Below are 20,043 nucleotides of genomic sequence, written 5' to 3'. Positions count from 1 at the left end.
GGTGACCCGATGATCAGACACACCCTGTCCTTCCGTTTCGCCGACGGAGTCGACCAGCCGACGCGCGATTCCGTACTGGACGACCTGCGCACCTTCCCCGGCCGGTACCCGGCCATGCGCGGCTTCGTCCTCGGCGAGAACATCAGCACCCGTGACCAGACCTTCACCCACACGATGGCCGTCGACTTCGACAGCCAGGACGACCTGCTCGCCTATCTCAGCAGTGAGTCCCACGAGGACTTCGTGCGCACGCGCTGGCGACCGGTCATCGCCCAGCAGGCCATCACCTCGTTCGAGTTCGCCGAGCGTGCGTCGCTCACTGCAGGAAGGACACCGCCGGTGAGCAACCGCCCGCACGGCCCGTACGGCATGGAGTACGCCCGGATCGAAGTTCCCGACATGCAGGCCACGATCGACTTCCTCGAATACCACGTCGGCCTCCAGTTGGAGCAGCGCACGGATGAGTACGCCTATCTGCGCGCCGACATCGAGCACCACTCGATCGAGTTGATCCACGCGCCCGAGCGCACCGACGGATGGACGACCGCGGTCGGCTACAGCGTGGCGAGCGAGGAGGTGCTTGAGCAGCTGCACAAGTACGTCCTCGACGCCGGTCTTGAAGTCCTCGCACTACAGGAGCGCCAGCAGGCGCTGTGCGACAACGGTTTCGCGGTGAAGGACCCGAACGGTCTCGTCATCGAGCTGTTCACCGAGTTCCAGGAGTACGCCGAGCCGCCGCACATAGAGATACGGCCGCTCGACCTGGTGCACCCCTTCATCGCCACCGCGAAGTTCGACGAGACGGTGCACTTCTACCAGGACATCCTGAAGTTCCTGCCGTCGGACCACGTCGTCGGTTCGACCACGTTCTTCCGCTGTGAGGACCGCTACCACCACAGCCTCGCGATACAGAAGAACACGGAGCACTACGTCGCCCACCTGTGCTTCGCGATGAAGAGCCTCGACCACGTCATGCGGATGCGTGCCCGCGCGCTGTACAAGGACGCCCCGATCGCCTCGGACATCGTCAACCACTCGGCGTCGACGTCGATCGCGTTCTACATGCACGATCCGCGCTTCGGCCCGCGGTACGAGCTGTGCGACGACCACCGGGTGTTCACCCCGGAGGAGCACCTGACGCACCGGCCCCGCAGGATGCCGGCCGACCCGCGCAACATCGATGTGTGGCGTCCGGCTTCCGACGACTGGGGACGTTTTTGAGACAGCAACTGCTGGACGTCCTGCGACTGCTCGACACGACCCCCGCCCCGCGGGGGGAGGAGCGGGCGGCGGCCCACCGGTTGCGCGGCTGGTGCGCTGAACGGTGGCCGCACATCGAGTGGCAGGTGTTGGAGCACGGCCCCGCGGGCGGCAGTCTGGTCGCCGCGCACGGGGCCGGGCCCCTGCTGTACTCCCATCTCGACACCTCGCTGGACGATGACGGCGCCGGCATCGGGCTCGTCACGGGCAACTTCGCCCCCGTCGGTCCGCTCAGTGTGGTCGGTGACCAGGTGGCCGGCTTCGGCCTCGGGGTCGCCCGTGGACCGGTGGCCTCTGCGCTCGTCGCCTTCGTCGAGGCGGGCGCCGGGCGGCTGCTGCTCGCCGGCTCCGGAACACACCGTCGGGGCGGTGGGATCACCGGTCTGGAGGCATACGCCGACGCGTACCCGCTGCCGCGGTCGGCGATCGTGGCCAAGTGCGGCCCGCCCATCCTGTTGTGGCAGGAGCCCGGCTCGTTCTATCTGACCGTCCGGGTGACCGGTCGCTCCGGGCTCGCGATGCTGCCGGACACGGCCACGCCGCCCGGGGGAGTCATCGCATCGGCCGGTGTCGTCCTGGACGAACTCGCTCGCTGGCGTACGGACTATCTGGCCGCCGACCCGAAGGTCGGGCAGGCCGGTCGGGCGTGCGGTGTCGGTGCCATCAGCGGGGGTTGGTCACCGAAGCCCGACCTGCTGCCGGCACAACTGGAGATCGGTCTGTACCTGGTCGCCGGCGATCAGGTGGAGCCGAAGGCGTTGGCGGCCGAACTGGCCGACCGGTTGCGGGCGCGGTGCGTGGATTCGGCGCTGCGGAGCTGCGTGGTCGAGGTGGACGCCGAGTTGGGGGCGGCAGCCGCGGCCACGCCGGCCGACGCCCCGGTGGTCACGGCAGCCCGGGCGGCCTGGCTCGATGAGTTCGGTGCCGAGCCGCCGCCGGTCACCGGTTGGACGGGATCGACCGACGGTGTTGTGTTGCGGGCGCGTGGCGTCGACACCGTGCGGCTCGGCCCGCAGATGCGGCCGGCCGCCGACGATCCGCGTTGTGATGAACTGTCGTTGGCGCAGTTGGGCGCCTATGCGCGTGTCTATCGTCGGCTGTTGACCGAACTGCCGGCGTAGAGAGCCCAACTGGCCGCGTGGACCCGGGAATCCCGTGTGGGTGGGGACGGTGGCGGGCAGCGGAGCGTTCAGGAGCAGTCCGTTCGACGGTACGGGCCGTAGCGGTCGGCTGCCCGGGTCCCGCCGTCGCCGGGAGCGGGACGGTGCATCCGCCGTGGATCAGTGGATCAGTGCGGTGAGTCGCCGTCCCGCTCCCGGCGTACGGACTCTTCGATGCCCGTCAGCGCCAGCAGTTGGTCCCGGGAGAGCGGCCGGGCGAAGTGGCGGTGTACGGATGCGAGGTGGGCGGGCGTGGCCTCGTCATGGGCCCGCCGCCCGTCCGCGGTGAGAACGACGTCGTCGCCCCTGCCGTCGAGTTCGCATGCCTCACGGCTGATCAGCCCCCGTCGCTCCATCCGGCCGAGCTGACGGGACAGTCGGCTGTGGGCCCAACTCATCCGAGCGGTCAACTGGCCCACCCTGATGCAGTGGTCGGGGTCGAACATGGCCACCAGTGCCGCTAGCACGTCGTAGTCGGCCATCGACAGACCGGATTCCCGCTCCAGGTCACGTGCGACCAGCGTGTCCACACGCAGTTGAAGGCGGCGGTAGGCAGCCCAAGCTTCCTGCTCTGCCGCGTCTCGTGGTGAGGTCATCACCTGAGTGTACTCGTGACATGTAACGAACCTTGCCCTACTGTATTCGTTACACGTAACGAACAATCAGGAAGGTTGGTTCATGGCCACCAGTGCGCGCCTGATCGAAGCCAACGGCCAAGAGCTGAGCACGGAGTTCTTCGGAAACCCCGATGACCCCGCAGTGCTGCTGCTGCACGGAGCGGGTCACTCCCTGGTCAACTGGCCCGACGACTTCGTCGAGCGACTGGCCACCGGCGGACGGTACGTCATCCGCTACGACAGTCGGGACGCGGGTCGGTCCACGACCTACCCGGTGGGCGCCCCGCCGTACGACCTACGCGATCTGGTCGCCGATGCGGCTGCGCTGATCGAGGCATTGGGTCCTGCCCCGGTCCATGTCGTCGGCATGTCCCAAGGTGCCGCGATCGGTCAACTCCTGGCGCTCGATCATCCTGGTCGGGTCGCCACGCTCATACTCGCCTCCTCGACCCCGGGCGGCCCAGGACACGACCACCCTGACCTGCCGCCGATGTCCGAACGTCTCGCGGCCTTCTTCACCCAGGCGGACGAGCAGGTCGACTGGTCCGATCGCACCGCAGCCGTCGAGGCGCTCGTCGAGGGGGAACGCCCTTTCGCTGCCGAGTCGCGACCCTTCGACGCGGAGGGCGTGCGGCTACTCGCGGTGCGTACGGTCGACCGGTCCCACGACATCGCCGCTCAGTCCACCAATCCCTACCTCCTGGACGCCGGCCAACCCTGGCGGCACCGGCTCGGTCGGATCGCCGCGCCGACCCTCGTCCTCCATGGAGCTGAGGACCCGCTCTTTCCGATCGAGCACGGGGTCGCCCTGGCCGCTGAGATCCCGAACGCCCACTTCATCCCCCTGGCGGGGACGGGACACGAGGTCTTTCCGCGCGAGGAGTGGGACACCGTGGTTCCGGCGCTCCTGGCCCACACCGCAGGGTCGGGGGAGTAGGCTCCCGCGGTTCGGCCGGCGCGTAGGGCCGGCCGGCTCGCAGGCGGTGGCAGGGTCCAACGGTCGACCCGGGTTGCGGCCCGCGGCCACCCGGGTGCTACTCCCCGGCCACGGACGCCATCGTGATCAGCTTTTCGGCCGGCAGACGCAGACGTACCGTGCCCGATGTGAACGCGTCCGGACCCGCGGTGGAGTGGACGGTGAGCAGACCCAGCGGGGTTTCCACCCGATGGAGGAAGTGTCCGCCCAGATAATGGTGGTCGACGGGAGTGCCGGTCACCAGGTTGGGCCCGGTCGCGGAATCGGCCTCTGTGAGGACGAACACGATGTCGTCGGGGCGGATGCCGACGGTGAGCCCGGTGCCCACGGCATGGTCGCGTGGACCGGTACGCAGCCGCTGGCCGCCCGCCGTGACCTCCAGGCCGTGTCGGTCCGAAGAGGCGACCGAGGCCGATCGGATCAGGTTCATGTGGTCGAGGAAGTTGGCGACGAACTCGGTCGCCGGTGCGGTGTACAACTCGTCCGGCGGTCCCTCCTGGACGATCCCACCCCCCTGCATGATGCCGACCCGGTCCGCGAGCATCATCGCCTCCTCCTGGTCGTGGGTGACCAGCAGACAGGTGATGCCCGTGCGCCGGGACAGTTCCTTCAGCTCCATCCGGAGGTCCATCCGGAGCCTTGCGTCCAGGTTGGAGAGCGGTTCGTCCATCAGCAGCACCTTGGGGCGCAGCGCGAGTGCCCGAGCCAGCGCAACCCGCTGCTGCTGGCCACCCGAGAGCTGTGTCACCTTCCGGTCCGCCTGCTCGGTCAGCCGGAACATCTCCAGCGCCTCCTTCACCCGGTCCGCCGCCTCCTTCCGGTCCGGGCGGCGCACCCCACGGCGGAGGGGAAAGGCAATGTTCTGGCGGATCGTCATATGGGGCCACAGGGCGTACGACTGGAAGACCATGGCCTGTGGTCTCTCCTCGGGACCCACCCAGACCGGGGGAGTGCGGCCCGAGACCTGCCGGCCGTCGATCGACACGGTGCCGTCGTCGGGGCGCTCCAGTCCGGCCACGATGCGCAGGGTGGTCGTCTTTCCGCAGCCGGACGCACCGAGCAGTACGTAGAACTCACCCTCGGATATCGAGAGGGAGACATCGCGCAGGGCCGGCACCCGGTCGCGGTCCTGGGTGAAGGACTTCGAGACACCTTCGAGGACGATCATGGTCTGACTCCTAGAGGGACTGACGGCGGGCGACGCGGCAGAAGGCGATGAGCAGGATCGTGATCAGCCCGAGCTGAATCACACCGAGGGCGGCGGACAGCCCGGTCTCGCCCGCCGAGCTGTAGCCGAAGATCCGTGTGGACATCACGTCCGTGCCGTCGCTGGAGAGGATGAGGGTGATGGTGAGTTCGCGGATGGTCAGCAGGGCGATCCAGAACCAGGCGTAGGTCAGACTGCCGCGCACCACGGGCAGGATGACCGAGACGAACGCCCGGCCCCGACGGATCCCGGAGACCGCCGCAGCCTCCTCCAACTCGCCGTGGACCTGGAGCATCGTTCCGTGCAGGGTGCGGTACGCCGTCGCCACGAACCGGCAGGCCACCACGAGCGCGAGGAAGGCCGCGGTTCCGTAGAGCGGTAGCCATCGGTAGGTGGAAAGTCCCACGTACACGAAGGAGACCGCCATGACGATCGACGGGATCGCCAGCGTCATCATGATGAGCGCGTCCAGGCCGCGTCGGCCCCTTACGGTGGTGCGGGTGACCAGCCACCCGGCGCACGCGGCGAACGCCACGGCGACCGTCGGCACCACGGCCACCAGGAGCAGCGTCGTCGGCAGGACTTCGCCCAGGTCGTAGGCGGCGTCCGTGTAGGCGGCGAAGGACAACTCGCCGAACGCCTCGGCCGAAGGCGGCCGTAGATAGGGCACCAGGGATGCCCAGACGAGGGTCAGCACCGGCAGCACGACACCGACGAGTGCGTACAGGCCGATGAAGCCGTACCCGGCGATGCGGCCCCGGCGGGTGAGCCTGATCGGTTCGCGGGCGGCACGCTTTCCGGTGACCGTGGCCATCTGCCCCGCCCGCCGCATCGCCCGGTAGTAGGCGAGCATGATCAAGCCGATCGCGAACGCCATGCCGAGTCCGACGGCCGCGGCGTTGCCGTACTCGGGGGAGCCGGTGGTGCCCTGGGTGTACTGGTAGATCAGGGTGGACAGCACCGTGATCCGGGCCGGCATCCCGAGCATCCCCGCATAGTCGAACACCTCGACCGCGACGATGAAGAAGAAGATCGACACCCCGGCGATCGCCGGTGCCGCGATCGGCAGCAGCAGTTGGAGGGCTGCTCGCCAACGGGGGATGCCATGGACGGCTGCGGCCTCCTCGACGTTCACGTCGATGACCCTCAGGGTGGGCACGAGCATGAAGAAGGCGGGGCCGGCGAAGTCCAACCCCTGGAGCAGGATGATCCACTTCAGACTGTAGACATCCGTCAGTGGGCCGCTGCCACCGAGCTCCCCCCACCAGGTGTTGATGATCCCGTTGCTCGGGTTGAACATGAAGATGTAGCCCAGGGCGACGAGGAAGCCGGGGATCGCCATCTTCGCCGCGGCCAGGAAGAGGATGACGCTCTTGCCGCGCAGATCCGTCCTGGTGTAGAGCCAGGCCAGCGGGACGGCGACGAGCAGCATCACCACCACACTGCCCACCCCGAGCACGAGGGTGCGCAGCAGTGTTCCCCCCAGCCCGCTGGAGCCGAGCACCGTACGGAAGTTGTCCAAGGACAACTCGCCGCCACCGAAACCCTCTCCGGGGCCGAAGGCAGCCCAGACCAGCCCGGCCATCGGGACGATGAGCACCGCGCACAGCAGCGCGATCATCACCCGGACCACGATCAGTGGAACGTCGACCCCCCGCCGTCCGGCGCGAGCCGACGGGGGAGCCCCCGGCGAGGGGGCTCCCTTCTCCTCGGTGCGCCTGCCCTCGGGGGCGGGGCGCGAGGTGGTCAGTTCAGACACCTTGTCCGACCCCATCGCTACTTCCTCAGCAATTGCGCGACCTGCTTGTTGACCTTCTCGTACTCGTTCATCCACCAGTCCGTGTCCGCGGTCATCACACCGCCCGCCTTCTCGGCCAGCACATGCAGATCCGTGCCGGGAGTGGTGTAGCGGGGCCAGTCCAAGACCTCGTACGCCTGCTTGCGGCCCTGCTCGGTCGCATTGAGCCAGTACAGGAAGAGCTGCGAAGCGGAGGGATTCTTGGCCCCCTTGACGACGAGCCCGGCGCGCGGCACCACGGGCACCTTGATGGGGGCGTAGTCGACCGGAGCCTTGGAGACGCGCTGGCGCTCGCCTATGCGGACTCCGTAGCCGATGGGGAACTCCCCGCTGCTCACCTGGGTGCGGATGGCGGTCGGTACCGACGCAAGGGACACCCTGCCGCTCTCCAGCAGACGGCGCACGAAGTCCAGCGTCTTGTCGACGCCGAGGCCGGCGGCCAGCGGGCTGAAGACGTCGGGCAGTCCGGCCGTGACGATCTTGCCGCGCCACTTGTCGGTGAGTAGTTCCTCCAAGGACTTGGGGGCTTCTTCCGCCTTGATGTCCTTGGTGTTGTAGAGGACCGTCCGGGCGATCTCGGCGATGTAGATGCCCTGGTGGTCGGCCCATACGTCGGCCGCGGCCACACCGTCCATGGAGCCCCAGTCGACCGACTGGACCAGATTGGCACCGCTGAGTTGCTTGACCACCAAGGGGGTGGTTGCGAACACATCGATCGACGGTGCGACCTGTGCCTTGGCCTCCTGCACCAGCTTGTTGGCGAAGGCCGGGTCCGGTTCCCCACTCACGAACTTGATCTCGATGTCGGCACCGGTGTCGGCCCGCAGGGCTCGGGAGAGCTTCCGGGCGTGTGCGGGGGTGCGGGAGTCGGTGCTGACGAAGAGCCGGACCTCGCCCTCCTTGGTGGCCTTGTCGGCGAGCGACTTGAGCGAGGAGGGGAGATTGCCACCGGAACCGGGCTTGGTGGAACCGGAACCGGAGGAGGAGCCGTCGCCGCAGGCGGCCAGCAGGCCACCCGCTCCCACGGCGGCCATGCCGTGCAGAAGGGAGCGCCGGTTGAGCGATGGGGGCCGCTTTGTCATGATCAATACCACCTTGCCGGGAGGGTGGCCGGGCAGTCCGGCCGGGAAGGGATGAATGACCGGGGTGCGGGGTCACCCGGTTGTACGGGGCCGGCCGTGGGGGACCGGAGACGGGGTCGCCAAGACGCCGGGTGCCGGGGAAGGGCCCGGGGCCGGCCGGGGCGACTCGGTCGGAAGGAACGCGCGTACGGGCCGGCGTGCGGGGGAGCCGGGCCGGGACGCCGGATCGACGGCGTCCGTGGCGTCGTGTGCGGGTGGCTGCGATGACCGTACGGCCGGTCGAAGCGGATCGTATCCGACCGGAACGGGCTGAACCAGGCCGGATCCTACGAGGTCGGGTGGGCGCCGGGCCTGAGCCGGCGCCTCGCGCGGCGAACCGCCATGGCCGCGATTGCCTAAGCGATTCGACCGTCCCCGGCCGGTGTCTAGACGTTCACCGAGTTGAGCCGGGTGGAGACCGTGTTGAACTCGCGGCAGCCGGACTCCGTCGCGGCCACCACCCCGCCCACGATCGCGCCCCGCCTGCCGAGCCGGGCGTCCGGCTGGAGGGAGAACGTCATGCCGGCCTCGATCTCGAAGTCGAAGAAGGGGCCCGCATGCCCGTCCGCCTGCGGATACGCGCCGGCGAAGGAGTCGACGTGATCGCGGATGCCCAGGGCCGAGCCACCTCCGGACAGCAAGGGGTTCAGCGAGGCGAACTGCGGGGTCAGATGCCACATCCCGGCCTCGGTGAGCGGTACCTCCATCGCCGCGCACACCTCGGCGAAGGTCGCGCCGGGCCGTACGGCGGCAACACCGGCCTCATAGGACGCACGGGCGACCTCGGCGCAGCGCAGCGTCTCGGCCGGTGGGGTGCCGAGGGTGAAGCTCATGTTGACGTGGGTGTTCAGCTCGGCGTAGTTGGGGAAGATCTCGGCCCACACCATGTCGGAGCGTTCCAGCTTGCGGGCCTGCTCCGGGCGGGTCAGCCAGGTGGGTTCCCCCCAGGCGTAGTTGTCGAGACCCGTCTGGAAGAGCATCCAGGTGACGCGCATTCCCCTGCGCATCATCGTCGCCACGCCCTCGGCGTACAGCGCCGTCTCGTCCTGGCCCGGTGCGGCCAGGGCCATCATGGCCTCGATGGCCGCGTCCCCGGCCGCGGCTGCGGTGGCGATGTGTTCCAGGTCCTCGTCACTACGCCGGGCCATCACCAGACCGTAGTCACGGGTGACGTCGAGGAGAGTGGCATCCGGCAGCCGTTCGCTGATCGCGTCCCACACGGACCGGGAGACCCAGCCGCCCGGGTAGAACGGCGATCCGTAGCCGGCCCCGATCACACCGAGCCGGCCGCGACCGAGTTTCTTCTCCCGCGCGATCTCCGGCAGGAGTTCTGGCGCTGACCCCACTCGGATGTCCTCGATCCAGGTCTCAAGGCCGCGCTCCCGGGTGAGCTGGTGCTGCGCCGCGACCTGTGCGGCGAAGGCGACCATCGTGGGCTCGCCGTGCCGGGGTACGACGAAGTGCTGGTAGCGGCGGTCGCGGAAGAGGTACTGGCCGGCGTCGTAGCGGTCGCTTCGATCGGCCCCGAAGACGAGCAGGCCGTCGAGTTCATGGGCGTCCATGAACTCCTGGGTGCGGCGCATCCGGAACGCGCGTTCGTCGTGCGGTTCCTCCGGGGTCCCGGTTGCACGTGCGGTCTGCGGGGTGGTCCCGGAGATGGTCGGAGTCGGCACGGATGGCTCCCTTCGTGGCCCCTTCGACGGTCACCGCTCACTCGGCGGGGACCGCGGGGGCGTGGACTCAAGCCCTCGTAGTCGGATGTCCGGCAGGTCGGCCGACGCCGTCGTCCACGGCGATTGCGGGCCTGCGACCTGGAGGGTTGATCTACGTTGCCGAGACCATAGACCCCGCCGTCCGAAATCCACAAGACTTAGGTCAAAGAAGCTTTTAGTTAAGAGGTTGAGGGCTGAGCGCCACAACGAACCGGCCTCCGTGTTGCGGCTGGTCGCCACGTGTCACGGAGGCCGGGGGAGTGTCGGGCGGAGTCGCGGATGCCGATCAGTCCAGGTCGCGCAGTCGGGTTTCGAGCTTCCTCAACAGTCCGGCGAGCTGCTGCTGCTCCTCGCTGCTGAGCGTCTCCAGCATCTCCCGCTCCCGTTCCAGGTGCTCGTCGATGATGCGGTCGATCAGGGCGAATCCCGCCGGGGTCAACTCCGCGTACACGCTGCGACGGTCCTCGGCCGAGCGGATCCTGCGGATCAGTCCGTCCCGCTCCATCCGGTCGAGCCTCATCGTCATCCCGCCCGATGTCAGGAGGGACGAGGTCGCCAGTTCTCGTGCGGTCTTGCGGTAGGGGGGTCCCATCCTGCGCAGACTCGCCAGCACGTCGAAGATCGACTGGTTGATGGAGTGGCGGTCGTACATGCGGTTCGACAGATTGCGGACCAGTAGCCCGCAGCGGGTGACGCGGCCCACGACGTCGATGCTGCTGGCGTCGAGGCCCGGCCGCTCGGCCCGCCACTCGGTGATGATCCGGTCCACCTCGTCGGGGTGGGCCTCCCGGGTGGACTCCCGGACCTGCTCCGTCGGTCCCGCCGATACGGAATCGGCCGCGGAGGAGCGCCTGTCGGGTCGATGGCTCACGTGTGCGCCTGCCTACGGGTCGTCATGAAAAGGCTGAGATCGAAGAATAACAGCACTATGTATTGACGCTCTAAGAGACTTAGATCTAAGTTTTCTCCCGCTGAGCAAACCGGCGTACGGATCCGGTGGCGAGAGCACCGCCCGGACACCCGGCGGAGCCGCTCGCGAACCAGCGGAGAAAGGGGCGTCATGGCCGGTGGAAGCATGGACATCATCGTGGCGGGCCGGCACCGACCGGGCCGCGGCCCAACGGTGGAGTCGGTCGACCCGGCGACCGGCGCTGCCTTCGCCGAAGTCACCACAGCCACCGCCGAGGACGTCGACGACGCGGTGACGGCAGGTGCCGCGGCCATGCGCGATCCGGCCTGGCGGAACCTCCTGCCCCATGAGCGCGCCCGACTGCTCCACCGGGCCGGTGAGCTCATCGAGGAGGAGTCGGAGGAGCTCGCCCGGCTCCAGAGTCGGGACATCGGCAAACCGCTCCCGGAGACACGGGCCCTGGTGGCGAGCGCCGCCGGGACCTTTCGCTACGTCGCCGCGGCCCTCGAAACCCTGGACGAGGCGCTCACCACTCCACGCGGCCCGTACCTGAGCATGAGCGTGCACGAGCCGATCGGCCCGGTCGCCGCCATCACCCCCTGGAACTCACCGATCGCCAGCGAGGCCCAGAAGGCCGCGCCGGCACTCGCCGCCGGGAATGCGGTGCTGATCAAACCTGCCGAGTGGTCACCGCTGGCCGCACTGCGCCTCGGCGAGCTGCTGCTGCGCGCCGGCATTCCCCCGGGCCTGGTCAGCGTGTTGCCCGGGCCCGGCCGGGTGGTGGGTGAGGCGCTGGTGCGTCACCCGGGAGTCCGCAAGGTCGCCTTCACCGGCGGTACCACCACCGGCCGACGGATCGCCTCGATCGCCGCCGACAAACTGATGCCCGTCTCCCTCGAACTGGGCGGCAAGTCGCCCGTGATCGTGCTGCCCGACGCGGATCTGGACCAGGCCGTTCGGGGCGTGGTCTTCGGGATCTTCTCCTCGCAGGGGCAGGCGTGCGTCGCGGGCTCCCGGCTCTTCGTCCACCGCTCCGTACACGACGAGCTGACGGGCCGCATCGTGGCGGCTGCCGAACGCCTGGTCATCGGCGACCCGATGGCGAAGGGCACTCACATGGGCCCGTTGATCTCCGCGGAGCACCGCGCCGCCGTGGAGGCGTACGTCCAACTCGCGCTCGACGAAGGCGGACACGTCCGCACCGGGGGCGAACACCCCACCGGACCCGGTCTGGACCGTGGGTACTACTACCGGCCCACCGTGATCACCGGACTCGACCCCGCCTCGCGCGTCTGCCAGGAGGAGATCTTCGGCCCGGTACTCGCGGTCCTCCCGTACGACGACGAGGAGGAGCTGGCCGAGCTGGCCGACTCCACCCCGTACGGGCTGGCCTGCGGCATCTGGACGCGTGATTACCGCAGGGCCTGGGGCCTCGCGCGCCGGATCGAGTCGGGCACGGTCTGGATCAACACCTACAAACAACTCTCCGCCTCCACCCCGTTCGGCGGTGTCAAGGAGAGCGGCATCGGCCGTGAGAAGGGCCGTGAGGGCATCCGGGCCTATATGACGCAGAAGAGCCTGTACTGGGGACTTGACGAGGCACCGTCCGGCTGGGGCACCTGACGCCACGGCACCGCGAGTTCGGGGTTGCGGCACAGGAGTGTTTGCACTCCTCCTGTCGGCCGAGCCGGGGGCATTCCGAACGCCCCTCCCTCCCGTGGCACCCGAACGCGCCGTCCCCTGCAAGACCCACTGACCTTTCCCTCCGGCCGGGCGCACCGACCCCGGCCCATCCCGAGCGGGCAGCAGCCCGTCACCACCGAAAGGACCCACCGTGAGCGAGCACACCGGCAGCACCGAGCAGTCGACCGAATCCACCCTCCAGGTCCTGCTGGATTCCTGTGTGGCCAGCCGTGATTCCCGGCACGAGGACTGGGACACCCTCGGTTTCCAGGCCAAGGCGGGCGATGAGTTCCGCCGGGCCCAGATCCGGTACATCGGCTCCGGCGCCACCGGCGACCACGAGGGGGACGACCGCATCCTGGGCGCCGGGCACTTCACCTTCTCGAACATGCGGCTGCCGGCCGGTGCCATCGGCCCCGAGCACACCCACCACGACGCCGAAGAGGTCTTCTTCGTCCTCGAAGGCGAACTGGAGGTCACCGTCCACGACACCGAGGACGGCACCCGGACGGCGAGCCGCGTTCTCGGCTACCGGGACCTGGTGAGGGTCCCCGCCGGAGTACCCCGCAGCCTGCGCAACATCGGTACCACCGACGCCCTGTTCTGTGTGGTCATCGGTGCGGCCAAGCCCCAACTGCCCAGCTACCCGCCCACCTCCGCGATGCACGGGATCACCCGGGACTGACGCCGGCCCCGACACCGACCGACCGCACCCGGCCCGGTCCCCGAGTCCCGTCCGGCCCTTGAGGAGCCGCCCGATGAACGATCCCGTCACCCCCCTCGGACACACCGACGACGCCGGCCCCGTCGTCCGGGGGGAGCACCGAACCGACCGCGCCGCGCAGTGGTCCGCCGGTCCGCCACAACCCGTCGCCCGACTGCGGTCACTCCGCGCGGTCTCCCTCCACACCCCGCACGCCACCGAGTCCGCAGAGTTCTACAGCGAGGTATGGGGCCTGACCCCCGTCGAACGCGGCGACGGCGCGGCCTGGCTGCGTGGCACCGGTCGGGAGCACCACATCCTCGAACTCCACGAGGCGGAGCGAAACGCCCTGGGGAAGATCGTCTTCTCGGTCGGGGACCGCCGGGAAGTCGACACCGCGGCCAGACGGCTCGCCGAGCACGGGACGGCCCTGCTCGCCGGACCGGGCGTACTGGACCAGCCCGGCGGCGGCTACGGACTGCGGTTCGCCGACCCGGAGGGCCGCCTCGTCGAACTCTCCTGCGAGGTCGAGGCGGTCACCCCCGGTGACCCGGAGGGGCGCGCCGCCATCCCCCGCAAGCTCGCCCACGTGGTGCTCAACACCATCGACATCGACGCCGCCTGCGCCTTCTACACCAGCGTCCTCGGCATGCGGATATCCGACTGGTCGGAACACCAGATGGCGTTCCTGCGGTGCAACAACGACCACCACGCCATCGCCTTCAACCAGGCGGAGTGGACCTCGCTCAACCACGTGGCCTACGAGATGACCTCGATCGACCACTTCATGCGCGGCATCGGCCGACTCAAGCACCATGACCGACTGCCGCTGTGGGGGCCGGGACGGCACGGACCGGGGAACAACACCTTCTCGTACTTCGCCGACCCGGCCGGCCTGGTCTGCGAATACACCTCCGAGGTCGACCAGGTCCAGGAGGACACCTGGCTCTGCCGCACCTGGCGGCGTACCCCCGCCCTGTCCGACCTGTGGGGGACCGCGGGACCGCCCTCCACCGATGTCCGCACCCGTATGGCGGGCATCCCCGACCCCGGACAGAACGGCGTGCCGGCATGAACGAGTTGACGGTGGCCCTCATCGGCCACGGAGCCATCGGTTCCGTCATCGCCGGCGCGCTCGACGAAGGACGGGTACCGGGCGCCCGGCTGGTGGCGATCGTCGACCCGGCCACCCCACCCAACCCACCGCTCCCGGCCGCCTCCCTCGACACCGCGCTCGCCCGCGCCGAACTGATCGTCGAATGCGCCGGACAGAGCGCGCTCCGCGAAACCGGACCCGCCGTCATCGCCGCGGGCCGACATCTGCTCGCCCTCTCCACCGGGGCGCTCGCCGACGACGCACTGCACCAACGCCTGCTCGCCGGGCCCGGCCGGCTCAGCCTCTGCGCCGGGGCCGTCGGCGGCCTCGACCTGCTGGCCGCCGCCACCCTCCGCGCCCCCTTCGACGCCGTCACCATCCGTACCTCCAAGGCCCCCGGCTCCCTGCTGCGGCCCTGGATGACCGAGGCCGAGACGACCCGGTTGCACACCACCACCGTGCCGTACGAAGTGCTGCGCGCCCCCGCCCGAAAAGTCACCCGCGCATTCCCCGCGACCAGCAACGTGGCGGCGTCCGTCGCCCTGGCCGTCGGCGACTGGGACCTCGTCGAAGCCGTCGTCATCGCCGACCCCGACGCCACCTTGAGCCGCCATGAGATCGAAGCCACCGGCCCCGCCGGCAGCTACCGCTTCGAGATCGCCAACCTGCCCTCGCCGTCGAACCCCCGGACCAGCGGCATCGTGCCGTACGCCGTGCTCCGGGCAATCCGCGCGTTCACCGGAGCGTCGGGAGACGTCGTATGAACGCCCCGGCCGTCAGCGGAGCACACATCATCGCCTCCGGATCCCGCATCCACGTCGACACCGCGGGCCGCCACGGCTCACCGGTACTGCTGCTCCACGGCATCGGTTCGTCCGCAGCCTCCTTCGCCGGTCAACTCATCGGACTCGCCCGTCAGCACCGGGTCATGGCCTGGGACGCCCCCGGCTACGCCCGGTCCGACGACCCGAAACTCCCCTTCCGCATGGACGACTTCGCCGATGCAGCCGCGACCGTGCTGACCGCCCTCGCACCCGGCCCCGCACATGTCGTGGGCGTCTCCTGGGGCGGGGTCATCGCCACCCGGCTCGCCCTGCGCCACCCCGGTCTGGTGCGTTCACTCGTCCTCGCCGACTCGACCCGAGGCTCCGGCCGCACCCCCGAGGGCGCGGCGGCAATGCGCGAACGCGTACACGAACTGACCCGGGACGGAGTCCACCAGTTCGCCCACGCCCGGGCGCCCCGGCTGCTCTCCGCCCGGGCACCCGCCTCGGCCGTCGCCGCCGTACGCGACGTGATGGCGGCCTCCGTGCGGCTGCCGGGATACGCCGAGGCCGCCGCCTCCATGGCCGACACCGATCACACCGCGGCGCTGCCCGGACTGAAGCTCCCCACGCTCGTGCTCGTCGGCGAACACGACCAGATCACCGGAGTGGAGGAGTCACGGACCGTGCAACGACTCGTTCCCGACAGCCGACTCACCGTCATCCCCGGCGCCGGCCACCTCGCCAACCAGGAGCGGCCCGACCTCTTCACCGCGCTCGTCGCCGACTTCCTCGCCGAGCAGGACGGCTTCCTCGCCCAGCGGGACGGCTTCCTCGCCCAGCGGGACGGCTTCCTCTCCGAACAGGACGGCACGGCAGCGGGCCCCGCGACCACCGCGGACGCCCACCAAGGCGACGGCCCCGGCCCGTCGACGAAGGAGGACCCATGGACCTCGGACTGAAGGATCGGGCCTATCTGGTCACCGGCGCGAGTTCGGGAGTCGGCCTTGCCACCACCCGGCTGCTCCTCGCCGAGGGCTGTCGCGTCGCCGCGTGCGCCCGCGACGGCGACCGGCTCGCACAAGTCCTCGGCCCCGACGGCGACCGGCTCATCACGATGGCCGCCGACGTCCTCGACCCGGAAGCTGTCGCCCGTCTCACCGCCGCGGCGGACCGCAGGTTCGGACGGCTGGACGGCCTCGTCAACAACGCCGGCGGCTCACTGATGGCCCCCTGGACGAGCACCTCCCGCGAACAGTGGCGCGACGAACTGGAACTCAAAGTCTTCTCCGTCCTCAACACCGTCGAAGCCGCACTACCCCTGCTGAGGGCATCCGACGCCGGGGCCGTCGTCAACGTCAACGCGATCCTCGCCCGACAGCCCGAACCCCGACTCGCGGCCACCTCCGCGGCACGAGCCGCCCTCCTCAACCTGACCCGTACCCTGGCCGCCGACCTCGGGCCGCAAGGCATCCGGGCCAACTCCGTCTGTCTGGGCCTCATCGACACCGGACAGTGGCGGCGACGCCACGAGGCCGCGGGCGGCCCCCTCGACTACGAGCAGTGGAGCGCCCAACTCGCCGCCGACCGGGGCATCCCCCTCGGTCGCCTCGGCACCGCCGAAGAGGTCGCCTTCCCCATCGCCTCCCTGCTCTCCCCGCGGTCCGCGTACATCACCGGAGCCACGGTCGACGTCGGAGGCGGAGTGGGCCGCTATGTCTGACCCACACACTCCTGCGCCTGAGCGCCGAACACCACACCCCGACCACCGGATCGAGAACGGAGCCCCAGATGTCGCACCGCAGTGAAGGGGCAGGACCGAAACCTGACGACCGCGACGACCACAACCGCCGCGAAGACCACGGCGACGGCGGCGATCTGCTGGTGGCCGTGCTGCGCGAACAGGGCACCGAAGTGGTCTTCGGCGTGGTGAGCGTGCACAACATGCCGCTCGTCGAAGCCGTCGACCGCGAACTGCGGTTCGTCCCCGTGCGCCACGAGGCGGCAGCTGTGAATGCGGCCGACGCCCACGCCCGCGTCACGGGCGGTCTGGGCGTCGCGCTGACGAGCACCGGCACCGGCAGTGGCAACGCGGCCGGATCGCTGATCGAAGCCCAGTCCGGTGGAGCGTCCGTCCTCCACATCACCGGCCAGATCGACAGCCGGTACCTCGGCCTCGGCCGCGGTGTGATCCACGAGACCCGCGACCAGACCGGACTCCTTCGCGCGGTCTCCCACCACACCACGACCGTACGGCCCGGAGCGGACGCCGGGGCACTGCTCCGGTACGCCGCCGGCCGCGCCCGGACACCACCCCGCGGCCCGGTCAGCGTTGAATGGCCGATCGACCTCCAGTACGCGAGGCAGCCGCTGTCAGGTCCCCTCGCCCCCGTCGCCGCACCGCCCGAAGCGGATCGCGCCCAACTCGCCGACGCGGCAAGGCTGCTGGCAACGGCCCGACGCCCCCTGATCTGGGCGGGCGGCGGTGCCCGGGAGGCCCAGGGAGCACTGCGCACCCTCGCCGAACGGCTCGGCGCCCCCGTCCTGTCGAGCAACGCGGGCCGAGGCGCCCTGCCCGAGGACCACCCCCTGGCGGTCGGCAACTTCGCCGCCTCACCGGCCGGCCGGGAACTGCTCACCGACTGCGATCTACTGCTCAGCGTCGGTACCCACTTCCGCTCCAACGAGACCGCCGACTACTCCATCCCCGTCCCCGCGCGGCATGTGCAGATCGACATCGACCCCCGGGCGATCGGTCGGGTCTTCCCCACCGCCGCCGGAGTGGTCGGCGCCGCGGCACCGGTACTCACCGCACTCCTCGAACTGCTGGGGGAGCACATCTGTGAGGAGGGATGGCGAGAACGCGGTGCTGCCGCGGCGGCGCGCGCCCGTGCCGCCCTGCGCACCGCGATCGGCCCCCACGCACTGATCTGCGACACCCTCCGGGACCGGTTCCCCAGGGAATCCGTGATCGCCCGCGATGTCACCATCGCCTCCAGCCAGTGGGGCAATCGGCTGCTGGAGATCCACCACCCCACCACCAATCTCTTCCCGCTCGGTGGCGGCATCGGCCAGGGCCTCGCCATGGGCATCGGCGGCGCCATCGCAAGGCCCGACGCACCCACCCTCGTCATCGCGGGGGACGGCGGCCTCGCCGTTCACCTCGGCGAACTCGGCACCCTCGCCCAAGAACGCCCCTGGCTCGTGCTCTGCGTCTTCAACGACGGCGGCTACGGCGTGCTCCGCAACATGCAGGACGCCCATGGCAGCCGGCGCAGCGGAGTGGACCTGGCGACCCCCGACTTCGCTGTGCTCGCCGCCGCGTACGGACTCCCCTTCCAACGGGTCACCGCCGTCGATGACTTCCCCGGCGCGCTCGACAAGAGCCTCGCCACCCGCGGCCCCTGCCTCATCGAGATCGACGTCAACGCGATCGGCCCGACGCCCGTCCCCTTCACCCCGCCCGTCTCGATCCCGGGTTCCTGACCCCGCCGTGATCGGCCCCGACTTCCATGGACGGATCCCATGACTGACACACTCCTCGACGGACAGACCTACCTCGAAAGCCTGCGGGACGGCCGTACCGTCTACATCGACGGCGAGAAGGTCAAGGACGTCACCGAGCACCCTGCGTTCCGCAACAGCGCCCGCTCGATCTCCCGGCTCTACGACGCGCTGCACGACCCCGAACTGCGCGACACCCTCACCTTCGAGGACGACCAGGGCATCAGGACCCACCGCTTCTTCGCCCCGTCCCGCACCCCGGACGAACTGCTCAAGGCACGGGACGCCATCGCCGCCTGGTCGCGCCTCGGCTACGGCTTCATGGGGCGCACCCCCGACTACAAGGCCGCGTTCATGGCGAGCCTGTCGAGCGACCCCGACCTCTATGCGCCGTACGCGGACAACGCCCGTGCCTGGTACCGCCGCTACGCCTCGCAGGCCCTCTTCCTCAACCATGTCCTGGTCAACCCGCCCGTTGACCGCAGCCGACCGGTCCACGAGGTCGGCGATGTGTATGTACAGGTCATCCGCGACAACGACCAGGGCATCGTGGTCAGCGGCGCGAAGATGCTGGCGACCGGCTCGGCGCTGACCCACGCCACCTTCGTCGCCCAGAACAGCGCGGTCAGCCTGGAGGCCGGCAAGGCCGAGAACTTCGCGCTCGCCTTCATCGCCCCGATGGACACCCCCGGCTGTGTGCTGATCAGCCGCAGTTCGTACGAGGCCCGTGCCGCGAGCCCGTTCGACCACCCCCTGTCGTCCCGGTTCGACGAGAACGACGCGGTGCTCATCTTCAAGGAGGCGCTGATCCCCTGGGAGAACGTGCTGATCTACCGGGACGTGGAGCGGGCCAACTCCTTCTTCCCGCGTTCCGGATTCGTCCACCGCTCCCACCTCCAGGCCGGAACCCGGTTCGCCGTCAAACTCGACCTGATGGCCGGGCTGCTCGCCCGTGCGGTCGCGTCGAACGGAACCGACGGGTTCCGCGGGGTACAGGCCGCCCTCGGTGAGGTCATCACCCTGCGCAATACGGCCTGGGCGCTCACCACGGTCATGGCGATGGACCCGGTCGAAGGACCGGGCGGGACCGTCATACCCAACATCGAGCATGCGGGCGCGCTGCGGATGTTCACCTCGCAGGCGTGGGAACGGGTACGGGAACTGTTCGAAACACATCTCGGCGGTGCACCCCTGGTCGTCCCCTCCAACCACCGCGATCTGGCCCATCCCGAACTGCGCCCGCTGATCGACCGCTTCTACCGCGGCTCCGACTCCTCCGCGGAAAGCCGCATCAAGCTCTTCAAGCTGGTCTGGGACACCATCGGAACCGAGTTCGGAGGCCGGCACGGACTGTACGAGCGGGTCTACTCCGGCAATGCGGACCAGGTCAGGATCGATGCGCTCAACGCCGCCCGACGCGGTGGTCTCGCCGCCCGGCTCGACTCCCTGGTCGAGGAGTGCTTGGGCGACTATGACCTCGACGGTTGGACCCGCGGACCGTGGGTGCGGTCGTGAAGCGGCCCGGAAACGCG

At 69.7% G+C, this 20,043-nt stretch carries 17 protein-coding genes; 11 read left to right on the top strand and 6 right to left on the bottom strand.

Annotated elements, in window-relative coordinates; all coding sequences use genetic code 11:
* The first annotated feature begins 9 nt into the window (after positions 1–9).
* Complete coding sequence (locus ACFXJL_RS18280; protein ID WP_384638872.1) at positions 10–1,221, top strand: Dabb family protein; 1,212 nt, start codon at positions 10–12, stop codon at positions 1,219–1,221.
* Positions 1,218–2,381, top strand: coding sequence for a hypothetical protein (locus ACFXJL_RS18275; RefSeq protein ID WP_384693575.1), 1,164 nt, complete (start codon positions 1,218–1,220; stop codon positions 2,379–2,381). Before ACFXJL_RS18280 ends, ACFXJL_RS18275 begins: the two co-directional genes overlap by 4 nt.
* A gap of 167 nt (positions 2,382–2,548) precedes the next feature.
* Here the strand turns inward: ACFXJL_RS18275 and ACFXJL_RS18270 are convergent, their stop codons facing one another.
* Positions 2,549–3,016 carry a MarR family winged helix-turn-helix transcriptional regulator gene (locus tag ACFXJL_RS18270; protein WP_384693572.1) on the bottom strand — a complete coding sequence of 156 codons (468 nt, stop codon included), beginning with the start codon at positions 3,014–3,016 and terminating at the stop codon, positions 2,549–2,551.
* Between the two features lie 82 nt (positions 3,017–3,098).
* Between ACFXJL_RS18270 and ACFXJL_RS18265 the strand changes: the two genes are divergently transcribed.
* Complete coding sequence (locus tag ACFXJL_RS18265; RefSeq protein ID WP_384693569.1) at positions 3,099–3,974, top strand: alpha/beta fold hydrolase; 876 nt, start codon at positions 3,099–3,101, stop codon at positions 3,972–3,974.
* Positions 3,975–4,071: 97 nt separating this feature from the next.
* Here ACFXJL_RS18265 and ACFXJL_RS18260 read toward each other — a convergent pair whose 3' ends face one another.
* The 5 genes from ACFXJL_RS18260 to ACFXJL_RS18240 form a co-directional block, all read right to left on the bottom strand.
* Positions 4,072–5,181, bottom strand: coding sequence for an ABC transporter ATP-binding protein (locus ACFXJL_RS18260; RefSeq protein ID WP_384693566.1), 1,110 nt, complete (start codon positions 5,179–5,181; stop codon positions 4,072–4,074).
* A 10-nt stretch (positions 5,182–5,191) separates the two neighbouring features.
* Positions 5,192–6,994 carry an iron ABC transporter permease gene (locus tag ACFXJL_RS18255; protein WP_358878777.1) on the bottom strand — a complete coding sequence of 601 codons (1,803 nt, stop codon included), beginning with the start codon at positions 6,992–6,994 and terminating at the stop codon, positions 5,192–5,194.
* 2 nt (positions 6,995–6,996) lie between these two features.
* A complete protein-coding gene (locus ACFXJL_RS18250; RefSeq protein WP_384638887.1) occupies positions 6,997–8,100 on the bottom strand; it encodes an ABC transporter substrate-binding protein in 1,104 nt (367 codons plus the stop codon).
* Between the two features lie 425 nt (positions 8,101–8,525).
* Positions 8,526–9,812 (bottom strand): M24 family metallopeptidase, encoded by a 1,287-nt coding sequence (locus tag ACFXJL_RS18245; RefSeq protein WP_384693561.1) that lies wholly within the window; start codon positions 9,810–9,812, stop codon positions 8,526–8,528.
* Positions 9,813–10,137: 325 nt separating this feature from the next.
* On the bottom strand, positions 10,138–10,722 hold the full coding sequence (locus ACFXJL_RS18240) for a MarR family winged helix-turn-helix transcriptional regulator (RefSeq protein WP_384693558.1): 585 nt from the start codon (positions 10,720–10,722) through the stop codon (positions 10,138–10,140).
* Between the two features lie 189 nt (positions 10,723–10,911).
* Here ACFXJL_RS18240 and ACFXJL_RS18235 point away from each other — a divergent pair, with 189 nt between their 5' ends.
* The 8 genes from ACFXJL_RS18235 (at position 10,912) to ACFXJL_RS18200 (ending at position 20,026) form a co-directional block, all read left to right on the top strand.
* The gene (locus ACFXJL_RS18235; protein WP_384693556.1) at positions 10,912–12,384 is read left to right on the top strand and encodes an aldehyde dehydrogenase; all 1,473 of its coding nucleotides are present in this window, start codon (positions 10,912–10,914) and stop codon (positions 12,382–12,384) included.
* Positions 12,385–12,595: 211 nt separating this feature from the next.
* Entirely contained in the window at positions 12,596–13,129 is a 534-nt protein-coding gene (locus ACFXJL_RS18230) for a cupin domain-containing protein (RefSeq protein WP_358878781.1), read from the top strand.
* Positions 13,130–13,202: 73 nt separating this feature from the next.
* Positions 13,203–14,222: a VOC family protein gene (locus ACFXJL_RS18225; protein WP_384638898.1), complete on the top strand. Its 1,020-nt coding sequence runs from the start codon at positions 13,203–13,205 to the stop codon at positions 14,220–14,222.
* On the top strand, positions 14,219–15,007 hold the full coding sequence (locus tag ACFXJL_RS18220; protein WP_384693552.1) for an aspartate dehydrogenase domain-containing protein: 789 nt from the start codon (positions 14,219–14,221) through the stop codon (positions 15,005–15,007). Before ACFXJL_RS18225 ends, ACFXJL_RS18220 begins: the two co-directional genes overlap by 4 nt.
* Positions 15,004–15,969 carry an alpha/beta fold hydrolase gene (locus ACFXJL_RS18215; RefSeq protein WP_384693549.1) on the top strand — a complete coding sequence of 322 codons (966 nt, stop codon included), beginning with the start codon at positions 15,004–15,006 and terminating at the stop codon, positions 15,967–15,969. The genes ACFXJL_RS18220 and ACFXJL_RS18215 overlap by 4 nt, the downstream gene beginning before the upstream one ends.
* Positions 15,954–16,730, top strand: a complete 777-nt coding sequence (locus tag ACFXJL_RS18210; RefSeq protein WP_384638907.1) for an SDR family oxidoreductase — start codon at positions 15,954–15,956, stop codon at positions 16,728–16,730. The genes ACFXJL_RS18215 and ACFXJL_RS18210 overlap by 16 nt, the downstream gene beginning before the upstream one ends.
* 68 nt (positions 16,731–16,798) lie before the next feature.
* A complete protein-coding gene (locus ACFXJL_RS18205; protein WP_384693545.1) occupies positions 16,799–18,493 on the top strand; it encodes a thiamine pyrophosphate-binding protein in 1,695 nt (564 codons plus the stop codon).
* Between the two features lie 39 nt (positions 18,494–18,532).
* Complete coding sequence (locus ACFXJL_RS18200; RefSeq protein ID WP_358878787.1) at positions 18,533–20,026, top strand: 4-hydroxyphenylacetate 3-hydroxylase N-terminal domain-containing protein; 1,494 nt, start codon at positions 18,533–18,535, stop codon at positions 20,024–20,026.
* Positions 20,027–20,043: the final 17 nt, after the last annotated feature.

It is taken from the genome of Streptomyces sp. NPDC059256 (genome assembly GCF_042753785.1).
Lineage (GTDB): Bacteria > Actinomycetota > Actinomycetes > Streptomycetales > Streptomycetaceae > Streptomyces.
This window is presented reverse-complemented; position numbering and strand designations above follow the sequence as displayed.